General features: G+C 55.3%; 7 protein-coding genes. 5 read left to right on the top strand and 2 right to left on the bottom strand.

Translation table 11 applies throughout. The annotated features are described in order from the left end of the window. The first annotated feature begins 126 nt into the window (after window positions 1-126). On the top strand, window positions 127-1,089 hold the full coding sequence (locus tag C5Y96_RS03545) for a deoxyhypusine synthase family protein (RefSeq protein ID WP_105350159.1): 963 nt from the start codon (window positions 127-129) through the stop codon (window positions 1,087-1,089). 97 nt (window positions 1,090-1,186) lie between these two features. On the opposite strand, the gene C5Y96_RS03540 is transcribed toward C5Y96_RS03545, so the two are convergent. Both C5Y96_RS03540 and C5Y96_RS03535 read right to left on the bottom strand, forming a co-directional pair. After that, window positions 1,187-2,704 carry a type VI secretion system contractile sheath domain-containing protein gene (locus C5Y96_RS03540; protein WP_105350158.1) on the bottom strand — a complete coding sequence of 506 codons (1,518 nt, stop codon included), beginning with the start codon at window positions 2,702-2,704 and terminating at the stop codon, window positions 1,187-1,189. Next, on the bottom strand, window positions 2,685-5,048 hold the full coding sequence (locus C5Y96_RS03535; RefSeq protein WP_158261079.1) for an FHA domain-containing protein: 2,364 nt from the start codon (window positions 5,046-5,048) through the stop codon (window positions 2,685-2,687). The genes C5Y96_RS03540 and C5Y96_RS03535 overlap by 20 nt, the downstream gene beginning before the upstream one ends. Window positions 5,049-5,437: 389 nt before the next feature. On the opposite strand from C5Y96_RS03535, the gene C5Y96_RS03525 reads away from it, so the two are divergent. The 4 genes from C5Y96_RS03525 to C5Y96_RS03510 all read left to right on the top strand — a co-directional run bounded on the left by C5Y96_RS03525 (window position 5,438) and on the right by C5Y96_RS03510 (window position 19,213). Continuing rightward, window positions 5,438-7,054 carry a methyltransferase regulatory domain-containing protein gene (locus C5Y96_RS03525; protein WP_105350155.1) on the top strand — a complete coding sequence of 539 codons (1,617 nt, stop codon included), beginning with the start codon at window positions 5,438-5,440 and terminating at the stop codon, window positions 7,052-7,054. A gap of 248 nt (window positions 7,055-7,302) precedes the next feature. Then, on the top strand, window positions 7,303-12,114 hold the full coding sequence (locus C5Y96_RS03520) for a hypothetical protein (protein ID WP_105350154.1): 4,812 nt from the start codon (window positions 7,303-7,305) through the stop codon (window positions 12,112-12,114). A gap of 308 nt (window positions 12,115-12,422) precedes the next feature. Further along, window positions 12,423-13,646, top strand: coding sequence for a hypothetical protein (locus tag C5Y96_RS03515; protein ID WP_105350153.1), 1,224 nt, complete (start codon window positions 12,423-12,425; stop codon window positions 13,644-13,646). Between the two features lie 257 nt (window positions 13,647-13,903). Then, window positions 13,904-19,213: a hypothetical protein gene (locus C5Y96_RS03510; protein ID WP_105350152.1), complete on the top strand. Its 5,310-nt coding sequence runs from the start codon at window positions 13,904-13,906 to the stop codon at window positions 19,211-19,213. Window positions 19,214-19,482 lie beyond the last annotated feature (269 nt).

The following is a 19,482-nucleotide window of genomic DNA, read 5'->3' as shown; positions in this document are numbered from 1 at the left end:
GGAGAACGCACATCTGGAACAGGTTCGCCCCGATTTCACACTCTTTCCCCCCCTGGTATAATTTCGCGCCTTGCATCCACCATGTTTGACCAGGGTTTTTACCCATCTTTCGTCAGGAGATTGTCGATGAGCATCAGTGCGTTTATGGAAAAGCATTACCGCCATTTTAACGCTCGCGAGATGGTGGAAGCAGCCAAGACGTATAAGTCGATGGTTGAAGGTGGTGGCAAGATGTTCATGTCCATCGCCGGTGCCATGAGCACCGCCGAACTGGGCATCTCGCTGGCAGAAATGATTCGCCAGGACAAGGTGCACGCGATCAGCTGCACGGCAGCCAACTTTGAAGAAGACTTCTTCAATCTGGTCGCCCACGACGAATACGAGCTGTGTCCGAACTACCGCGACCTTTCGCCGGAAGATGAATTCCAGCTCCGCGAAGGTGGCTTCAACCGCGTGACGGACACGTGTATCCCCGAAACGGTGATTCGCCACTTCGAGCACAACCTGCTCGAGTACTGGAAAGAAGCGGACGAAAAGGGTGAGCAGCACTTCCCGACCGATTACTTCTTCCGTCTGATCAAAGACGGCAAACTTCAAGAGCACTACCAGATCCCGCCGGAAAACAGCTGGGTTCTGGCTGCTTACGAAAAGGGAATTCCGGTCTTTACCCCAGGCTGGGAAGACTCGACGCTGGGTAACATCTTTGCGGCTCGCGTTTACGACGGCACCCTGTCCACGCACAACGTGATTCACCCAGGTACCCGCATGATGCAAGACCTGGTGAAGTGGTACCTCGAGCACGAAAAGAAAGGCATCGGCTTCTATCAGATTGGCGGCGGTATCGCTGGCGACTTCGCGATCTGTGCCGTTCCGCTGATCCTGCAAGACCTGGAACTGCGTGAATCGAGTCTGTGGAGCTACTTCTGCCAGATCTCGGACTCGACCACGTCGTTCGGCTCGTACAGTGGTGCGGTCCCCAATGAAAAGATCACCTGGTACAAGCTGAGCAAGGAAAGCCCCAAGTTCATGATCAACTCGGACGCTTCGATCGTGGCTCCGCTGATGTTCGCGTACATCTTGGGTCGGTAAGCTCTCAGGTTACCCACTGCTCCAAGAGTTCGAATTGGAACCAGGGATGGCACGTCGGTGCTGTCCCTGTTTTTTTTCATGCGGCCAACGGAAGTCACTACTTCCATGACCCTTGCAATTTGCCGCCGCGTAGCGATTGCAGGCCGCGAATCTGGACCCGGTCCTGGTTCTTGAACGAGATCACGGGGCTCAAGCCGATATCCATCAGCTTGGCCGATTCTTCGTCGGTCAGCAGGTACTCGCCGCATGGATGGGCGTCTCCATCATCTGCCGGATCGTAGTAGACCGGCAAATCGCTGAACTGCGAAACCGCGGAAGTGTCCAGGCCCCAGCCTGATTCGTTGTAGCCGTTACCCACCGCCGCACAGGCCAACCACACGGGGCTGCCCCAGGCGAGTTGACTTCCGCCCGGCTTAGAGACCTCTTCGAAGTCGAAGCTATCGGTCGACTTGTACTTCTTGCCGTATGGCAGCCGCAATTGCACTCTTGGCCAGAGGCCGGTGACGTTGAGCATCGGCCGTGTCATGCGGCTGGCATTCCAGGCCTCGTGAAGGGAGGATTCCGGATCGAGCCACTGATCTTTCGTGGCCCGCAACTCGATCGCGGCAGCGGCTCCGGCGGACTGGCAGATGTCACCCAGCTTTGCCGCCAGGATGAGGTCGTCCTCATTCACTCCGAAAGGAAACAGGCAGCCAACCAAGCCCCACGGCGTGGCCCCGGGTGTCTTGGCGGGCATCGTGATCGTTTCCGCCAGCCAACTGGTCTGCCAGTTTTCGCTTTGCAGCATTTCGCGGAATGCCTGGGCCGTGGTATCGAGGATATAGATCTTCAGCTTGGCGTGCGTTTCGACCTGGAAGGTCAACATCCGCAGGCCCCGCCAGTTCATTTCCAAGGCGTGAAACTTCGGCCCTTGTAGTACTCGCCGCATCGTTTCCTGGATGGCTTGATCGACGACAGCGACTAGTTCGTCCTGGCGTGGATCGACCTTTTGAATATTGCTGCCGGAGAGGACCTCTTCGATGAAAGCTCCCCAGTTGCCGGTTTCCAGAGGAGAACCACTGGCGTCAGTCGATTGCGAGAGAACGTCCGCGAAAAGATCTTCCGAACCGGGGGCCGCTGCCGATACGGGGGACGCTTCGACAGGAGCACTCGCGGGCGTTTCTTCCTGCTTGGGTGCCCAGGCCATGACTTCCGCGGCAGCGGCATCAAAATGCTTAGGGTTTTGCAGACGACGACGAAGCGTGCGGAGATTCTCGAAGAGCGTCAGCTTCTCGAACAATTCATCGGGCTCGAAGTCCTCGAACTCTTGGAACTCGATATCCTCGGTCTGGCCATCGGCGGAGGCCAGGATGCCATCGAGACGAACGCCCAGCTTTTCAGGCAACTCGTATAGATTGTCGCGATCGACGCAAACCGGCTTGGGGCTCTTACGTTCCGACTCGTGTCCGGTGCCCCGGAAATTGCCAATCAGCAAGATATGCAGCGGTGTCTTCTCATTGACCTCCGGAGCATGAGAACGCGAACCGCCAACTTGAATTTCCGCCATGATGTCTTCCCCGACATTGCCTTGCTTCAGGTTGTAACGTGGTGCCGAACTATTGAGGCTGCTCGACAACGCGATTCATGCCCAGCTTCTTAAGCGGTTCAGCCCACGATTTTTTGGTGAACAACTGCCAACTGTCGGGCATATCGGCCACTTCAGCCAAAACGCCGACGACCTCGTTACCCAATAACTGGTCGACCGTATCTTGATCGCGCTGCGACAAAAAGGTGGTCAACAGATTTGGTGAAAAGACGGCAAAGAACTGCGGGCCAGGTCCGGGGCCAGGCAGGTCGCCTCGCTTGGGAGCAAACAGGCCTTCCCGGAAATGATCGACAATTCCCTGGGGATCTCCCGTGGTAAACATGCAGCTAATCGCATCCAGGCCCCACAACTCACCAATGATCTCTCGAAACGGTTCAAGATCTTCCGGACAGTAGAGCATTGGCCCGCCGAGTGCGGCAAACTTAGGATCCAAATCGCCGCGCAGGGGTGTTCCTTGCAAATCCTCGGGGATCTGCATTTCGGCTCGCATGAAATGAATCGACAGAACCGGCTTGGCAATCTTCGACAATTCGCTGATCAAAGCGAATGGTGAAAATGGAACCTGGGGGACTCCTTCGATAATGCTGTGATAGACCGGATAGCCGGAGTCTGCTGTTTCCTCTTTGAAGCACAGGCCGCGTACCGAATCGGGCGAGGTTCTGCCCGCGTCCTGCTTTCCCTCGTCGATTTGCGATGGTGGAGGAGCTGCGGAAACGTAATCGGGAATGCGCCAGTTCGATGAAGGAGATGGAGCGGTGGGCTCGACGATGTTTGGGGGACTGCCTATCGGAGGGAACGATGCTTCTTCCGATGGCGGCCCCGTAAACTTATTTGCCGGTGGTTCATCTGACGAAAATCCAACCAGGTTAGGATTTCCGCCGGCAGGTCCCATTTGATTGGTAAACGATGGTCCGCTTCCCCCGGCGAACGATGGGGGACCAAACAGCGGTTCATCTTCCTCATCGGGTTCGTCGCCAAAATCGAGCGCCGGCCCCGTGTTGGGACCGAAGTCATCCCCCTCGAAATCAAGATTGGGATTTCGGCCCTCTCCAAACCCTCCCTGAGCTTCCCAGGGCGGCACATGATGACTGCCAGGTGGGCCTAACTTGTGCTCGGGAGGCGCTGGATCTGGGGAGACCGGAGGCGAAGTGAAACTGGAAAACTGAGGTGGTCCCGAGGGCTCATCGAAATCGGGAAAGCCACCCGAGGGTGTACCTGGAGGAACAGGCGGCGTTCCTGGTGGTAATGGTCTTTCTGGTGGAGGGGGAGCAAAGCTTGAAGGCGTTTCCCGCGGTGGTTGCTGGGGAGCTTCAAAACTTGGAGGTGCCCCACCGACCGACGGAGGATGTATCGTAGGAGGTGCCTGAAATCGTGGATCTCCGCCGCCTGGACTTCCTGGCGGTGTACCCGGTGGCGTGCCTGGCGTATGCCGGAAACCTGGTGGCATTCCAGGTGGTGGTCCAGCCGGGGCACCTTCTCCACCCCCTCTGGCGAACTTAAAGACAGGTCCGTCGTCGCCACCTCGTTTGTGTGGCGGTGGGAACTGCGGCTGTCCGGGAGATGGCGACCCTGGCGGCAATTGCCCCGGCGTGACTTGCCCTGGCATCGGTTGCCCCGGCGTTACCGGCATGGGTGCTGGATGCGCCCACGGAGGACTTTTCGAAGTGCCATGCGGAGTTGGCCCTGGCGGTGGCGGACTACCGGCGGGTGGAAAACCTGGTGGATACCCCGGTGCTGTGCCAGGAGCGGTGCCTGTATCGGGCTTGGCGAATTCGGGCGGAGTGAAGTTTCCTGGCGTAGAAAAATTTGGGGCATCCCCAGAATCAGCAAACTCAAAGTTACCACCCATCGGCTGCCCAGGCATGCCGGCTGGAGGCGGCCCCGGAGCTACCGGCGGCATGGGTGGCCCAGGAGGTGCAGGGTGTGGTTGCCCCGAGGGGGGCGATTCGGACTTAGGGAAACGGGGATCATCCTCTGATAAAATCTGACTGCCGAACGTGGTCGACATGAGCGAACGATTGCGAACCGGTTCGAAAGTACCGATGCTCGTCGACTCGTAGGGACTCTTGGCTCCCCCTTCGATCTTGACCGTGAACTCGGTTCGTCCAGCGAAGACCTTCTGTCCGTCCCGAATGACCAGGCTCTCTTTGACAAAGTCATCGTCCACGCGGGTTCCGTTACGGCTCTCGAGATCGCGAAGCCAGCAATACTTTCCGTCGTTGCGAATCTCGAAGTGTTGGCCGGACATCATCACGTCGTCGGTGAAGGCCTCATCCGAGTAGTTCGTGCGTCCAATTTTGCACGTTCGATCTTGCGGAATTTTGATTTGGCGTCCGACCTCCGAGCCGACAACCACCTCAAGGACAACCAACATGATGATAAAACTTGCGCCTAATTTAGGGGGAACGGATCCAATCATCGATTAGATCAGTATCTAAGTGCCTCGTCAAACAATTACGTCCTAAGGCTTTCAAGCAATGAAGTTTAAAGAACGTGCCGCCTGATAAGAGGTCAATAAGATCGATCGGCTCCGTCAAAAACCATTTAACCGGCAGTATCGCGCATACCCCGCGGTTTACCCCAACTGTCTCGATGACTGCAATCGCCAAGAATCCCCCGGAAAACCGGAAGAATTCGGGGAGTTTCGCGACTTTGCCCACGACACTTTCCCCATTTGAGGGAAGAATGAAACCTTAAGCAAACAAGGGCATTCGGGCCCTGTTACCTTATCCCATTCTTCTGACCCCTTCGTGAAAAGAGCTCATGAGCACTGCCGATAACTTGCAACAGCAATCGCTGGCCGAAGAAGAGTACAGCTACGATGTCGTCCCGTACCCCAGCCACCCTTTTCGCCAATCTCACCCAGAACGCCTGGCAAGCGTGGGCAACCTATTCGGGATCAAACCAGCGGCTATCGAGAACTGCCGCGTCTTAGAAATTGGCTGTGCTGCCGGCGGCAACCTCATTCCGATGGCCGAGTCTTTGCCGGAAAGCCAGTTCATTGGTGTCGATCTTTCCAAAAAACAAATCGAGCGGGGCCAGCTCAACATCGATGCGCTCGGACTGACGAACATCGAACTGAAGCACATGGACTGCACCGACATCGACGAATCGATGGGCAAGTTCGACTATATTATCGTGCACGGCGTCTTTTCCTGGATTCCTGAGAACGTTCAAGAGAAGATCTTCGAGATCTGCCAGAAAAACATGAACGAGAACGGGATCGCCTACATCAGCTACAACACCTATCCCGGGTGGCACTTGCGGGGCATGATTCGCGACATGATGAACTATCATGTCCGCAACCTGAAAGACGCTCCGCGACGCATTCAGCAGTCGCGTGCTTTGCTCGAGTTCCTGGCCAAGAGCGTTTCGGCCGATAAGGGGGCCTATGGGATGTTGCTCAACAGCGAACTGCAACTGCTGCGTCGCCAGTCGGACAACTACCTGTTCCACGAGCATCTCGAGAAGGACAACACGCCGATCTACTTCCACGAGTTCATCGAGCGGGCCAAAAACTACGACCTGCAGTACCTGGGGGAATCGCAGTTGGCGACAATGTGGATCGGCAATTTCCCCAAGGAAATCGCTCAAACGCTCGAGCGCATTGCCCCTGATATCGTGCAGCGCGAGCAATATGCCGACTTCGTCCGCAATCGAACCTTCCGGCAAACATTGCTGTGCAACAAAGACGCCCCTGTCTCGCGAGCACTCAAACTCGAATCGCTGGAAGGATCGTACTTCACCGGCAACATGGACGAACATGCGGAAAAGGGCAAAATGCCGCAGCCTGGCGAACCGCGAACGTTCGCCAATCCGGTGACTCGCCAAACGATGACGACGCAAGATCCGCTGGTGATCGAAACGGTTACGAAGCTCAAAGAAGCCTACCCATGTGCCGTCGCGTTCGACGATCTTTTCCAGAACGCGTTGGATAAGATGGTCGACGGTGTCATTGCGGATGCGTCGAAGATTGAAGCGCTCAAGCGATCGCTGGCGACCAATCTCATCCATATGACAGTGAGCGGGATTGTTGAACTGCAGTACAATCCTTCGATGTACACGGCTGATATCCCTGAGTTCCCCAAGACCTCGGCGGTGGCTCGTATGCAGGCCGAAAGCACGAACCGCCTGACCAGTTGCCGACACGAAACGGTCAATGTCGATGACCTTTCTAAGCATTTAGTGCCGCTCATGGACGGCACGCGATCAAAGGATCAGCTTGTCGAAGAACTGAAACGGCTGGTCGACGAAGGCAAGCTGGTCATTCAACAGAAAGGCGAGAAGCCGCAAGGTATCTCCATGGACGAGGTCATGGGCAAGGCGGTCGACGAGGTGCTCAAGCGCCTGGCGAATGCTTCCTTGCTGGTTCGTCCGTAACCACTGATTCCAACCAGAAACGAGAAGCGGACCGCTGCCAGGCGGTCCGCTTTTTTTGTTTGCCAAGAGATCAGGATTTCGCTGGGAAATCGACTTTAACAATCCGGCAACCAAGACTCGCTGACTTGCAACCCCCTGTGGGTGTGATTTAATGACCGGAAGTGTAATCTGCGGCATCGTTTCTTTCGGACGAGAACCGTTCCGCAGCGACCGCCCACTGAACACAACGCCGTAGCACGAGATTCACCATGGCCAAGCTGACTCCCGGCATGAAGCAGGATTGGAAGCACCGCCCATCCAAAGGCGGTCAGCCGATGAACCGGATGGTTCGCCTGTTCTTTGTGGCGACGCTCTTTCTGATCCTCGTCGGCGTGCTCGTTTGGTTTCTGTTACCCCCAGCCCAACAGCGGACTTACTTCTTTGCCGCGGATCGCGTCGAATACGATCTCGGGGCAACCATGCCGCTGGTTCATAGCTCTGTAGCCCAAGAGTTGGCCTTGGATGGCAATCACGATCCCAAGTCGTTTCACATGGGGGGCATTGCCCTGGAGAAGTCCCTCCCTCCCATCAATCAACTGGCAGCTCAAGTCGCTAGCGGCAACCTACCCGGTCAACACGATGCCTGCGTCCTTTATATTCAAGCGCATACGCTGAGGTATGACGTCGAAGGCACGCCGCACGTAGTGGTAGCCACTCAAACTTTCCTGCGAAAGACGCTGGCAAACTGGGAAAGCCGTGGAGTCCTTCCGCTAAGTGACGTGCTCGATTGGATGGAGACGGCAAATTGCCCGCTGAAGTTGGTCTTGCTCGATGCCGGCACGATTGTGACGGACGGTCGGATCGATCTTTATGAGAACAACTTCACCTCGGCCCTCGAAAGCGAAATGCGAGGGCGCAAAGACCCGAACTTGTTCTTGATTACCTCGCACGAGAACGGCCAGAAGTCACTCTCTTTATCGCTTCAAAGAAACTCGATCTTTTCGCAAGCCGTCCAGGAAGCGTTGACTGGCAAGGGGATCAGCGATATCTCTGGCGACAATGCGTTAGATCTAAACGAGTTGTATCACCACATCTGTGTGCGCGTCCAAAACCACCTCGGCGAAGGGGTCATCGCCCAGACGCCGCGTCTGTTTCAAGGTGGGCAAGGAATTCTTACGAAGAACTTCCCTGCCAAGTTTGTCTGTCGATACTACCAGGAAGAACCTAAGAAAGAAGGCGAGGAAGAAGCCTCGGAAGATTCTAAGGAAAAGGAATCTCCCCCGCCGTCTGAAACTCAACCTGACGCCGAGAAAGACGATGCCAAGCAGGATGGGGAAGCGGATAAGGAAAAAGACCCACGCTGGGCAACCCTCGACGAAGTATGGCATCTGCGAGAGCAACTGGCTCAGCCACCTTCCCGCCGCGGCGATATGATCTGGAGTCCGATCGACTTCGCCCCTCAATACTTCCGTCGACTGGACGATTACCTGATCGGTTACCAGTTTCGTCTGCTGTTCGAATCGGGTGACGTCGAAGCAGCACACCTGGCTGAGATGAAGAATCAGTTGGAAGTCCTCCTGGCCCATCTTCCTGAACAACGGAAAGTGCAGATTACCTCTCCCTTGGGGGACTCGCCGGCCGACAACCTCATTCAAGCCTGGAACAAGTTCGTCGACACACCGTATCAACTGGCCTGGAGTGCCGACTTGACCGATGACGGGATCAAGGCTCGCGATGCGATTCTGGGCTGGAATTATTGTGTTTACCACGTTCCGGAACTAACGCAAATGTTCGAGCACACCGGTAGCGACTCGACATTGGCTCGTTATGAATTGTTACTCAAAGATATTCATGACGTAACGATCGGCATGCTCGAAGTTCCTGCGCATGGCCCCGATGGACCTGAACTAACCCATCTGCCGATGGCGAGCATCATCAATGGTTCGCTGACCGATCTCGACGGGATGCGACGATTTGGCAATGCGGACATGACGATCGTGCCGCGCAATCAAGAGTCGTCGAACCTGAACGCCCAGATGGCCGACGCCCTGCGTCTTATCGGGTATCTACAAACGGCGATGCCCACGGCAGCCGATCGCAAGAAGATGGCCGACTCGCTCCGCCAGTTCTCGCAGCAACCCGTTCCCGATTACACGTACATCGATAACTCGACGCCGTTTCTGGCCCGCCTGTCAACAGCGATGCTGCCGCGTGCTTCCGAGGCCAGCATGGAGAAATTGAGAACTCTTTATCTGAAGATCGCCGGGGCAGGCAGTCCTCCGAGCGACGACTCGGCCGCTCCGTTCATCGAATTGGGTGAAACAATTCAAGCCAACATGCCTGCCGATGCCGAGTATCGCAGCCAGGTTCTTTACCAGGTCCGCGTGCGTTCGCTCGACTGGCGGGACACGCCGCAAATTGTTGGAGAAGTCTCTCCCCTCCCCTTCCGCTTTCCTGTGAAGGAGAAGATCCCGCGACTAACGGTCCGTCCTGGCAAAGAGACGCAATCGCTGCAACTCGATCGCATCGCCGAGAAAGTTGACTTCGAGATCGAATTGGTGGCGGCCAACTTCCCCCCTGGGAAAGTTGTTTTCAACCTGGAATATGACCGAACCGTTTTAGACGTATCGTTTAAGAACGAAGACCTCGCCGCGTCCGGCGACACGCTGGACTATAACATTGATGCCAGCGGCCCGATTACAATCCGAGGTAGTGTCTCTGCCAGGATCGACCGCGAAAAGAATGCCTCGCGACGAAACATGGCCGATATTCGTGCGGCCCAAAGCGAGCCGATCGTCTTTACGATCCCCGCGAAGTACATTCCGCCTGGTGCCGAGTCGAGTCGATCATGCAAGCTCAATGTTTCGCTTCCCTGGGCCGAGGAGGTCGATGTCGTCGTTCAGCAAACGGGTGCCTCTGGGGCAGGTATTTACTACGGACAACGCGTCCAGATTCCCCTGTTCGATAACCGGGAGTCGGAATTCAACCTGGGGCTGATCAATCGCTCGCGAATCAACCGCAAGGTGAAAGTCTCGATCTACCCTGTCGTTCGACCTGAGACGAGCCTGATGCCGACAGGACGGATTTTCTCGGACCAGTACCATCGCAAGCCACTCGACGGTGGTGCAAACAGTCAAGAAGCCGAGATCACTCCCTGGCGTGTGGCCACCTACGAACGCCCTACCATTACCCTGGGTAACGACTTTCTTCCCACAGGCGTCGCAAGCGATGTCAGCCTGGCCTCGTACGACCAAATCCCACCACCATCGACCCGAGAACGGGGACGAATCGTAAATGACACGGTTCAGCCGGATCGCTGCCAATGGCTGAAATTCACCGGTCCCCCTGGCCCACCTGGCCCCGATGGCAAGCCGGGTATCGGGGGCAAGGTCACCCCGACCGATATTTCAAATGGCTTGCTGGTGGTCATCGAAGATCTGGAAAACAAGGACGTCAACAACAACCCGGTCCGCTGGATGCGGTGGATCGAGTGGGTTCCTCGTGCGCCGCAGTCTTACTTGGACGTGCAAACGTCGGTCTTGCCGGTAGACAAGCTTTCTCGACTGGAGATGATCGTTCAGCCAATCACCGGCGAGCATTCTCTTCCGACCGCTACGTGGGATGAAGAGAGGCTGTTTGGTTTTCCGAGCCTCCCCCATAATTTGGCCAAGGTTCCGATTCGCGTAGAGTGGGACTGGAAGTGGCAAGATACGTTTGAAGACTCGGAACTGATCAAGCGTCAGGCATTCGGCACGATTTCTTCACCTGAAGCGACGGCCACCTTGGGAGCGATTCTTAACCTGGATGGAACCAAGCCTGTCCGACGTCCCATTCTGCTGGACATTGCCTGTGCCGAGAAGCTTCCGACGCTGCGTCGCGCGTTTAGAAATGTAATGGATTTGGATTCCGGAAAGCTGGATGCCGATGCCTCGGCCGGATTCGAGGCTTTACGCCTAGACGCTTATTTGCCGCACATCGAAGACGAAGAAAAACCGTCACCTGCCGTCGATGTCATGGCCTCGTCCTGGGCGGACAGTCGGCTTCCGATCATCCTTCCACCCAATATCGAAACCATCGATTGGATGTTGGCGATTTCGACCGATACCAACAGCTTCAATGGTGCCAGCGAGATCAAACCCGACAAAATTCAGCTGGGGTTGCTGGAAAAAGGTAACGGATTTGAGTCTGCTCGGTTGAATTTCACGGAAACAATTTATTCGAACCGGTCCTTCTCGGCCGAATTGACGGCAGCCCAGGCAGAAGGCCCACTCGTGATTACGGCAACCCTGCAAGACGTTGTCGCCAAGGGGTTGAGTGCGAAAACCTACGAGACGTTCGTTGGCGATTTCGTCGTCGAGATATACAACGGCACAAAGCAGGTAAACGATTTAAGAATTCCGGTCGTGATCGACAAGGATCCTCCCACAATCAATATTCAACCGTCGCCACTGACGATTCCGGTTAACGAAGGCCTCAAGGTGACGATCCCTACTCAAGACAACGATTCGGGCATTAAGTACTTAGAGTACGGTTCGCCTGGCCCTGGCGATACGATTGCCGACAAGCCATTGAAGTTGGAACCGTTGGTTGGCAATATCCTGCCCAATCCTAACGACACCTTCCTGAGGATTCCCCAGTTTCTTTTGACCATAAGGCCCGAGGATTTGAAGTGGGATGCCGGCACCACCCAAAAGCTAAGAGTACGGGCAGTGAATCGCGCGGATTTGAAGTCGGCTCCTCTGGACCTGATCGTTCGAGTTGGCCCCAAGAGCAACGCTCCTATGAATGCCGGGGGGCCGATGCAGCCCATGATCATTAAGGCCCAGGTTGTCTTCGTGAACGGACGTCCTGCCACCGATCCGCAGTACCAACCGAGCATCAAAGAGGTTCCCGTTCAACCTCGCCTGGACGCCGACGGCGTGACATGGGTGTTTGAGAGCGACATGCTTAAGCCGGGAACAAAATACACGCTTGTATCGAGCGGTCGGCAATCCTCAGGCGGAATCAAATCGACCGAGACCGAAGCCGAAGCAACCCCGGCCAAAGAGAACGCCCCAGTCTACAAACTGAAGTTCGACTAGGTATTTTCCGCCAATTCAAGCTGATTGCATCGCTAGCATTCGCTTTGCCGCAATAGTCTCCCCAGGCTCTATAGCTTCCCAATAACAGCACTCGACCTGGGAATACTGGCAGACATTGCGGATTTAGTCGAGCTCGCAATTTAGGGAGATCATGGCGCAAGCATCTTGAATACTGTTTTTATGGGACATGGACTCCGATGGTAGTGCATGTGGGGGGGAATTTTAATGCCCGTTGATCCCGTGCATTTGAAATGACCACCCCCAAAGGCATTCCTCGAACTTGCGTCATAAACAACAGGAAGTTACCCATGGTCAGGCCATCTCTGCCGTACGCCGTACTTGCGTGCGTAGCCATGTTCGCTAACGGATGTGCAATTCACTCCGCTCCTCCAACCGTTACGGTCTGGAACAAGCTCGGCATTCCTCAGGCATTTGATGCCGCCAATGCCAACTGGGTGAACCGTCGCGGTAACAATCCGCAGCGCGAACGAACTCCACCTCTCAAGCGCATAGCGGACCCAGCCAACCTGGAATCGCCAAATCCGGCGATCAAGGCTGCCGCCGAGATTAAGGCTGAAGAGGATCTAGCACCACAGAAGATCAAGGCCTTGAAGTATCTCGCCACCATCGGTTGTGGATGCTACGACAAAGAAGGCAAGGTTGAAGCTGCTTTGCTGGCTGGTCTGAACGACTGCACGGAAGAAGTGCGTAAGACGGCCGCTGAGACCGTCCTGGCATTGGCTGGCTCTTGTTGCTGCCAAGATGGTTGTGGCAACGGCTGCTGCACCGAGAAAATCCAAGAGAAGCTGCAGGACATGGCCTACGGCGAAACCGACGGATGCTGGCACGAACCTTCGGCCGAAGTCCGAGCGATCGCGATGCAAGCCCTGTCGGCATGCCCACCGATCAGTGTCGAACCTAAGACCGACGACAAACGTGAAACGGTTCCAACGCCACCAGTACCAGGTCGTGAAACGGCCCCAGGTGCTGGCGAACCGCTGCCACCGATTCCACCACCAACCCCAATGGAAGCCTCGAATTCCAAGCTGCAAAACGCTGACTTCGTCTCGCTTCCAGCGGCTCCGGCCAAGGCACCTGAAACCAACTTCTACGCTCCGATCAACGTCGGCTTCGCTGGCACAGTTCCTGCCGCGGTCGTCAAGAAGTCGGAAGTAAAGATGGTTTCCGCTCAAGGAGTCTCGACGACAGCACCACTGGTCGTTCAGGATCTGGTTGACGACTCCTTCATCGTTCCAGAAGTTCCGGCAGCCAAGGAACCTGTGACCGTGAGCACCAAAGTTGAATTCGTCCTGGATCACGCCAAGACCGCTGTGATGCACATGCCTAAGACCGCGAAAGTGGCTGTTGGCGAAGTGCTGGCCGTTCAGGTCCACAGCCGACGCGGTGAACATACGATCGACGGCAAGGTGCAGGTCATGAAGATCGACGGCAGCCTGGTTCACGTCAGCCCAGTCGATGGGTTGGCCCTGCGAGTGCTGCGACCAGGTAGCTCGATTACGATCGCTCGCTAGTCGATCTGCCTCCGCAAGTTTGAATGCCACAAACGCCACGTCATTGGCTATCCAAGACGTGGCGTTTTTCGTTCTTGCCGCCTCAGAAGACCATATCGAGTCCATGATTTTCGGAGAATCTCGTTCTCTTGGGAAGTGATTATCTGGTAACCTCGATGGAAACGCATCAGGATTGTTCTACAATCACCGCCAGAGAACGATTGCGACCGAAATTCGATGAACTCCCGTGTGCAATAGATAGGAGCTAGGCGAGTATCATGGCCGATTGGCGTGAAGGTAAAGGTAAACCGAATACCAAAGGCAAACCGGCCCATTCTCCTCAGCCTGCTTCCAAGCCGTCTAGCGACCCTTCGGATTGGCGCGGCCGCAGGAAGAACGATCCGGCAACCGGCGGGCATCGTTCCGATAAGACCTACCTGCAAGACAACAAAGCAAAGGGGCCGAAGAACATCGGCATTCTTAACCTTCTGCTCTTCGCGTTGGTACTATTGGTTGGCTCGTTCATCGCCATTATTGGCTGCCAACCGACGAAAACCCCGATGATGCATTTGACCACGCTCGAGCACGATGACTCGCTGTGGGCCCCCAATGCGTTTGCCCAAGAAGATCGCAACAACTTCACACTCTCGATGGAGGACTCGGCCAGCAATATCGAATTGGTTGCCGGCCAAGGCATGGCAGCCGGGGCGGAACAGAAAAAGCCTTGGGCCGACTTGAACGAATCAGAATTCACTTCGGCAGTCACCAAATACCTGGAAATCGCCAACGGTCCTGGAGGTCCTCGTCCTGGCGGCTGGATCTTTTATTTCAGCTGCCACGGAATCACCAACTTCGATGGTGTTCCCTACCTGGTCGCCAAGGACAGCCAGGCCCTGTCGCCTGAAAAGCCTGAAGCAAGCGGCAAACTCGTACCGCTGGAATCAATACTTCGAGCGATCGCCGACCATCCGAAAGTCAAGAAGTATCCCAAGTCATACAAGCTCTTGGTGCTCGACATGGGACGCATGGAGTCTCAATGGGCGGCAAACCGTCTTTACAACGACTTCCCGTCGTCGACCCAGCTTTTAGCCAAGACGCTTCCTCAAGACATTCAGCTTTCCAACACGTTCCTGCTGTTGTCCAGTAGCGACGGGCAAAAGTCGTGGGCCAATCCGTTTGAAGGGGGGACGAATTTTGGCCTCTTCTTCGGACGTGGCCTCATGGGCGAAGCCAACGAAATGCCCTCGTCGGTCGACGACGACAGCGTTTCTCTAGCAGAGCTTGAAGCCTATTTGCAGAAGAATGTCGATGACTGGGCCGTCCAACATCGCAATTCCCGCCAGGTCCCCCTTTTGATTCCCATTGGCCAGTCCCCTGGGCCTAACCAGGTGCTGCTAAGCCGCGTAGGTGACGCCAAGTTTCAGATTAGCCCCATCAATTCAGCAAGTTCAGGTACCTCGGAACAAGAACGCCTATCGCAGATGTGGGAAGCACTCGAGCTACTCGGAGAGCATGATGCGCTGAAGCTGGCACCTTACCGATTCAGCTTGATTCAATACGACCTGACCCGGGCCGAGAGTCTTGCCGAGTCAGGCGTTGCCTATCAATCCGAGCTTACGCAAAGCCTGAAAGCCATCAACCAAGCGATCGACAACCTGGCCATGACACTCGCTCAGTACGATACCGGAGCAAAAAGTGCCATCCTGAATTCTCAGCTGCCCTACTACCAGGGAAGCAGTCTGCAACGTGATTTGGCCGCTGCTGAACCCTTCCCGCTCAGCAGTCTTGCCTGTTGGCGTTCGACTCACACAGGGCCGCTTACCAAGATCCCAACGCTTGCGGAATTGAAGGCCAACTCTGACAAGATTGAAGAAGAAGAGAAAGACAAAGAACTGTCCGCCGAAAAGCGGACGAAACCGCTGGCCTGCGAAGACTACTATGCCGCGGCAGAATTCCTTCTCGATCACTATACGCGGGAAAATCAGCGGGACATGACGCCTGCGAATATCAATTTGATCCTCGCCTATTTGAGCTCGGCTCCCAACTCCCCAGTGCAGGGCGAAAACCAAGGGATGCATGTCATTGAGGTCGAGTTTCTTGCCATGCTACGAGACTTCTTCCAAACCATGCAGACAAACTTCGGAATCGAAGCAAGTTCTTATGAAGCGACCGACTATCGCAATGCCATGGTCGATGCCCTGCAGTGCCGCCGCCGAATCGAAAAGATCGCCTTCGTAGAAGACCAGCGTGTGTTCCCGTGGCTTGAACAAGGGCTCGACAACGCAGACGAAGTACGTCGCGAAGCGGAAGACCGTCTGTTTGCCCTTCAGCCCGAGCAAACGATCGATCTGATTCAGGGTCTGACCGACGGATCGAAGGGATTGGAAGCGTTAGAAAAGAAAAAAGCCCGGTTGATCGAAGCGTATGTTGCCGTCGACAGCGTCAGGGCGTCGGCTCCGTACTTGTTGTCGTGGCTGACTCATCACCCCTACCCTAATGACGATCGTCAATTGCGATTGAGTCAGGTAACCACGGCCCTTGAAAAAGCCCACGAACTGGCAGGGGCGCTCACTCCGCGAAAACTGGAAGGAGAGAGCCGTCCGGACTACACCAAGGTAGCAGTGCCGGACCAACAGTTGATCGATGAGATTACCCAGAACTACAGCGATGTCATCCGTTTTCTCAATCGAGAGTCGCAGGATATCATCGACGCACAAGGAGGCAAGGATCGCTCCGACTCCGAAACGTTACTGGAAATCTACAACCTGATGCGGGTTCGTTACGTCGCGAAGCTAACCCCTTCGATGACAACCTATGACCGCAACTCGCTTCGGGCCAAGATGCAGTCGATCCTGGGGCAATCGCTAGGCAACGTGAACGTCCAGCCCGATTCGATGAGTCCGCTGATTCTTGGGCTCTCGTCGTTTGAAAAAGGCCCCTGGCAATTGGCCCTAAATCAGGCTGGGGGCACGTCTGATTATCGCATCGCTCCGCTCAGTCCTGACCGTCAAGCGAATGCAGAATTGCTACTGAAAGAGAGTGGCCCGGCAGTCGTTTTCGCCGAGAAAGTGGTCGAGCAGGCACTCGAAAGCTCGATGTCGCCAACGCGGCAAATCGAATCGTTCCCGAGTGCTCCGAATGCCGCCGAGGCAACTGCGTTTACAGGGTATGTGGTTCGCAATCGCTCTCGCCTGGATGGCAATGAAAAGACACCTTCCCAGATTGAATTTCGTATTCAACGGAAGGAACATCTGGCCTGGTCAGCCAATCGGGCGATGGAAGATTTCTGGGGCAACGACTCGCTCAATCCTTACTTCGACCGACTATCGCAAAGCTTCCTCGTCCCTTTCAGTCTTGAGTCGGCCAGTGCTCCGAGTGAGTTAGCCGGCAAAGTCATCAATCGCTTGAGCAAGCTGCGAAGCGATTATCGCAACTGGGCCGTGATCGATGAATTCGTCAACCAACCCGAGTCGATCAATGAATCGACCGACGACATCAAGCATCGAATGGTGATTCGCTTTCCCGAATCGATTCCGCGAGGCATCTCAGCGATTGACTTGCTGGTGAACGATGAGACCGCTATCGCCGTTGGGAATTCAAGCGGCACGGTAGAGCCATGCCATCCGTTTGAAACACAACCTTCAGTCCCCTCTCAATCAAGGCGTCCCTTCGAGCAGATCATTAAAGCGAAGCAGATCTTTCAATCCACGTCCCGTTCGGATCGGATTCGTTTTCGTGGGAATGCGCGACATTTCCCATTCGATATCCCTGGCACTCAAAGACCTGACAGCATTACGCAAGTAGTCGATATCAATCCATTCCCGTTCCGTCAGCCCACCGTCTCGGTGACCGGCGAGTTGTCTGGCACCGCGGATGTCATCTTTATCTTGGATTGCTCGGCAACGATGGTGAAGACGGTTCCCGGTAACCCGCCTGCGTCTCGCATGAGCGTCGCGAAGGGAGTACTCAAAGATATTTTGGGTACGATGGCGAGCCCCAAAGGGAAATTCCGTGTGCTCACCTATGCGTTTGGAAGCCGTGTGGGTTGGAATGCAAACAATCAGGCATTCCAACGCCCTGGCGTGAATGTGCCTCCAGGGATCGTTCCGGCGAATGACGTTATGGCCCTGGAAAACCAAAGCCTGGCACCGCTGCTCGATCACCCCCCACGACGCAACGAACCCGGTGTCGATGTCGCGACCATTCAGGACAAGATCGACGAACTACAAGCTTTCGGCGAGACCCCCCTGTACTATTCGATTTACCAGGCCCTTCAAGAGGTCGACCCTAGCAAACCCACCCAGATCATTGTGATCACCGATGGTGCCAACGATCAGGCAGACGATCCACAAGGCCTCCCCTTCCGCACAAGCGCGATCAACTTGATCGATGAACTCGATAAGCCAAAATATCGAAATACTCAGCTTCAGGTCGTGGGATTCGCACTAGGACAACAAGCACTCAACTTAGAGACCGATCCTAACTCCAAGCCAACTGCCAATACGCTTACCGAAATTGCGTGGTTAGCCAAGAATCGTGGCCGAGGCGGCTTCCTGCCGGCAGACCAGCAGATCCAGCTGAAGCAGCGAATCGAAGAATTGGTTAAGACGAGGATCTATTTCTCGGTGCAGCGGACCGACGACCCCAAAGATCCGGTTCCTTACGATTTCGGTGCCATTTGGTACGCCAACGATCGCTTCGATGATCAACGTCATGACTATACTGTCCGTGAACTTCACACCGATGATACGGCCAAGATTCAGCTTCGCGGCGGAGAGAAGGTTCGTCTGGCCTACGATGGTAAGCTCAAGCAACTCGTTTTCATCGAAGACCCCGCCGACGAAGCCGCTCAGGCAAGTATTTCCGTCAACGATGCTTTGAAATACGATGGCGAGTACCTGGCTCGCGTTCTCAATTTTCAGGCCCCAGACCCCGATAGCAATACACTTGAAATCCCAGTCCGACTCGAAAACACCAACAACACGCAATTCACGGTCCGCCCCTTTCATGTTTGGGCGGAAATCGTACCTAGCGTTACCAACGCGTTTGCTCCGAACGAAGTCTTTGAAACACGGTACTTCAGTGACTTACTGCTTCGAAATGAAACGCAGTTCCCAGAATTCCTGATCCGCCTGAATCGATGGCAATCTGCCGCCAAATGGGCGCGAGTGAAGGTCTACACGCAACTCGAACAGCCAATTAAGCCCAAGAAGACGATTTCGCTGAGAGACCTGCTGGTCAACAACGTGACCAATAGTGGTGCTGACTTCGAGTCTGGAAATTTCAAAGTCGAATCGTCGACGAACCTGGGCCAATACAAGTATCACATTGTCGTGCGGGTTGAACCTGGCACACAGGGAATCCAGCCACATCAGGTAGCCATCACACCATCTCCACCGCGAATTCAGCGAACGTATACCCTTGCCGGGGACACGAAGCAGATCCTGAATGTCACCCATCGATTCATGTATGAATCGAAGACGGATGTCGAAGCGGCTACCGATCCACGCATCGAAATTTGGACACGTGAACAACTGACCACCGGGGCTCCATCCTTCACAGTCGACGTTCAGATCCCCAAGTGGTAATCACTTGGCTTTAGCGGCCCCGAGTGAACTTGCCGCCTCTCAGACACTTAAGGCCTGGGGCAACTCGCCAACACGCCTTAGGGGCGTTCGTTGCACGAAACGTCGGCATTCAGCGCGCTCCTCTCTGGGTGCCAACACCCCCGGACTATTGCCATAAAGCATTTCCCTGCAAGGCATTATAGCAATCGACTGCTATCGAGTGCCCAGTCGAAAATGTTTTCCCAGATTCTTTCTGAAAACCACGCAACGATTTCCGGGATGCGCCGTAA

This window comes from Blastopirellula marina (genome assembly GCF_002967715.1).
GTDB lineage: Bacteria > Planctomycetota > Planctomycetia > Pirellulales > Pirellulaceae > Bremerella > Bremerella marina_B.
This window is presented reverse-complemented; position numbering and strand designations above follow the sequence as displayed.

Bases quoted from the DNA above. Each gene is read 5' to 3' on its own strand.
- C5Y96_RS03545 (WP_105350159.1), top strand. From the start codon at position 127: ATGAGCATCAGTGCGTTTATGGAAAAGCATTACCGCCATTTTAACGCT.
- C5Y96_RS03535 (WP_158261079.1), bottom strand. From the start codon at position 5,048: ATGTTGGTTGTCCTTGAGGTGGTTGTCGGCTCGGAGGTCGGACGCCAA.
- C5Y96_RS03525 (WP_105350155.1), top strand. From the start codon at position 5,438: ATGAGCACTGCCGATAACTTGCAACAGCAATCGCTGGCCGAAGAAGAG.
- C5Y96_RS03520 (WP_105350154.1), top strand. From the start codon at position 7,303: ATGGCCAAGCTGACTCCCGGCATGAAGCAGGATTGGAAGCACCGCCCA.
- C5Y96_RS03515 (WP_105350153.1), top strand. From the start codon at position 12,423: ATGGTCAGGCCATCTCTGCCGTACGCCGTACTTGCGTGCGTAGCCATG.
- C5Y96_RS03510 (WP_105350152.1), top strand. From the start codon at position 13,904: ATGGCCGATTGGCGTGAAGGTAAAGGTAAACCGAATACCAAAGGCAAA.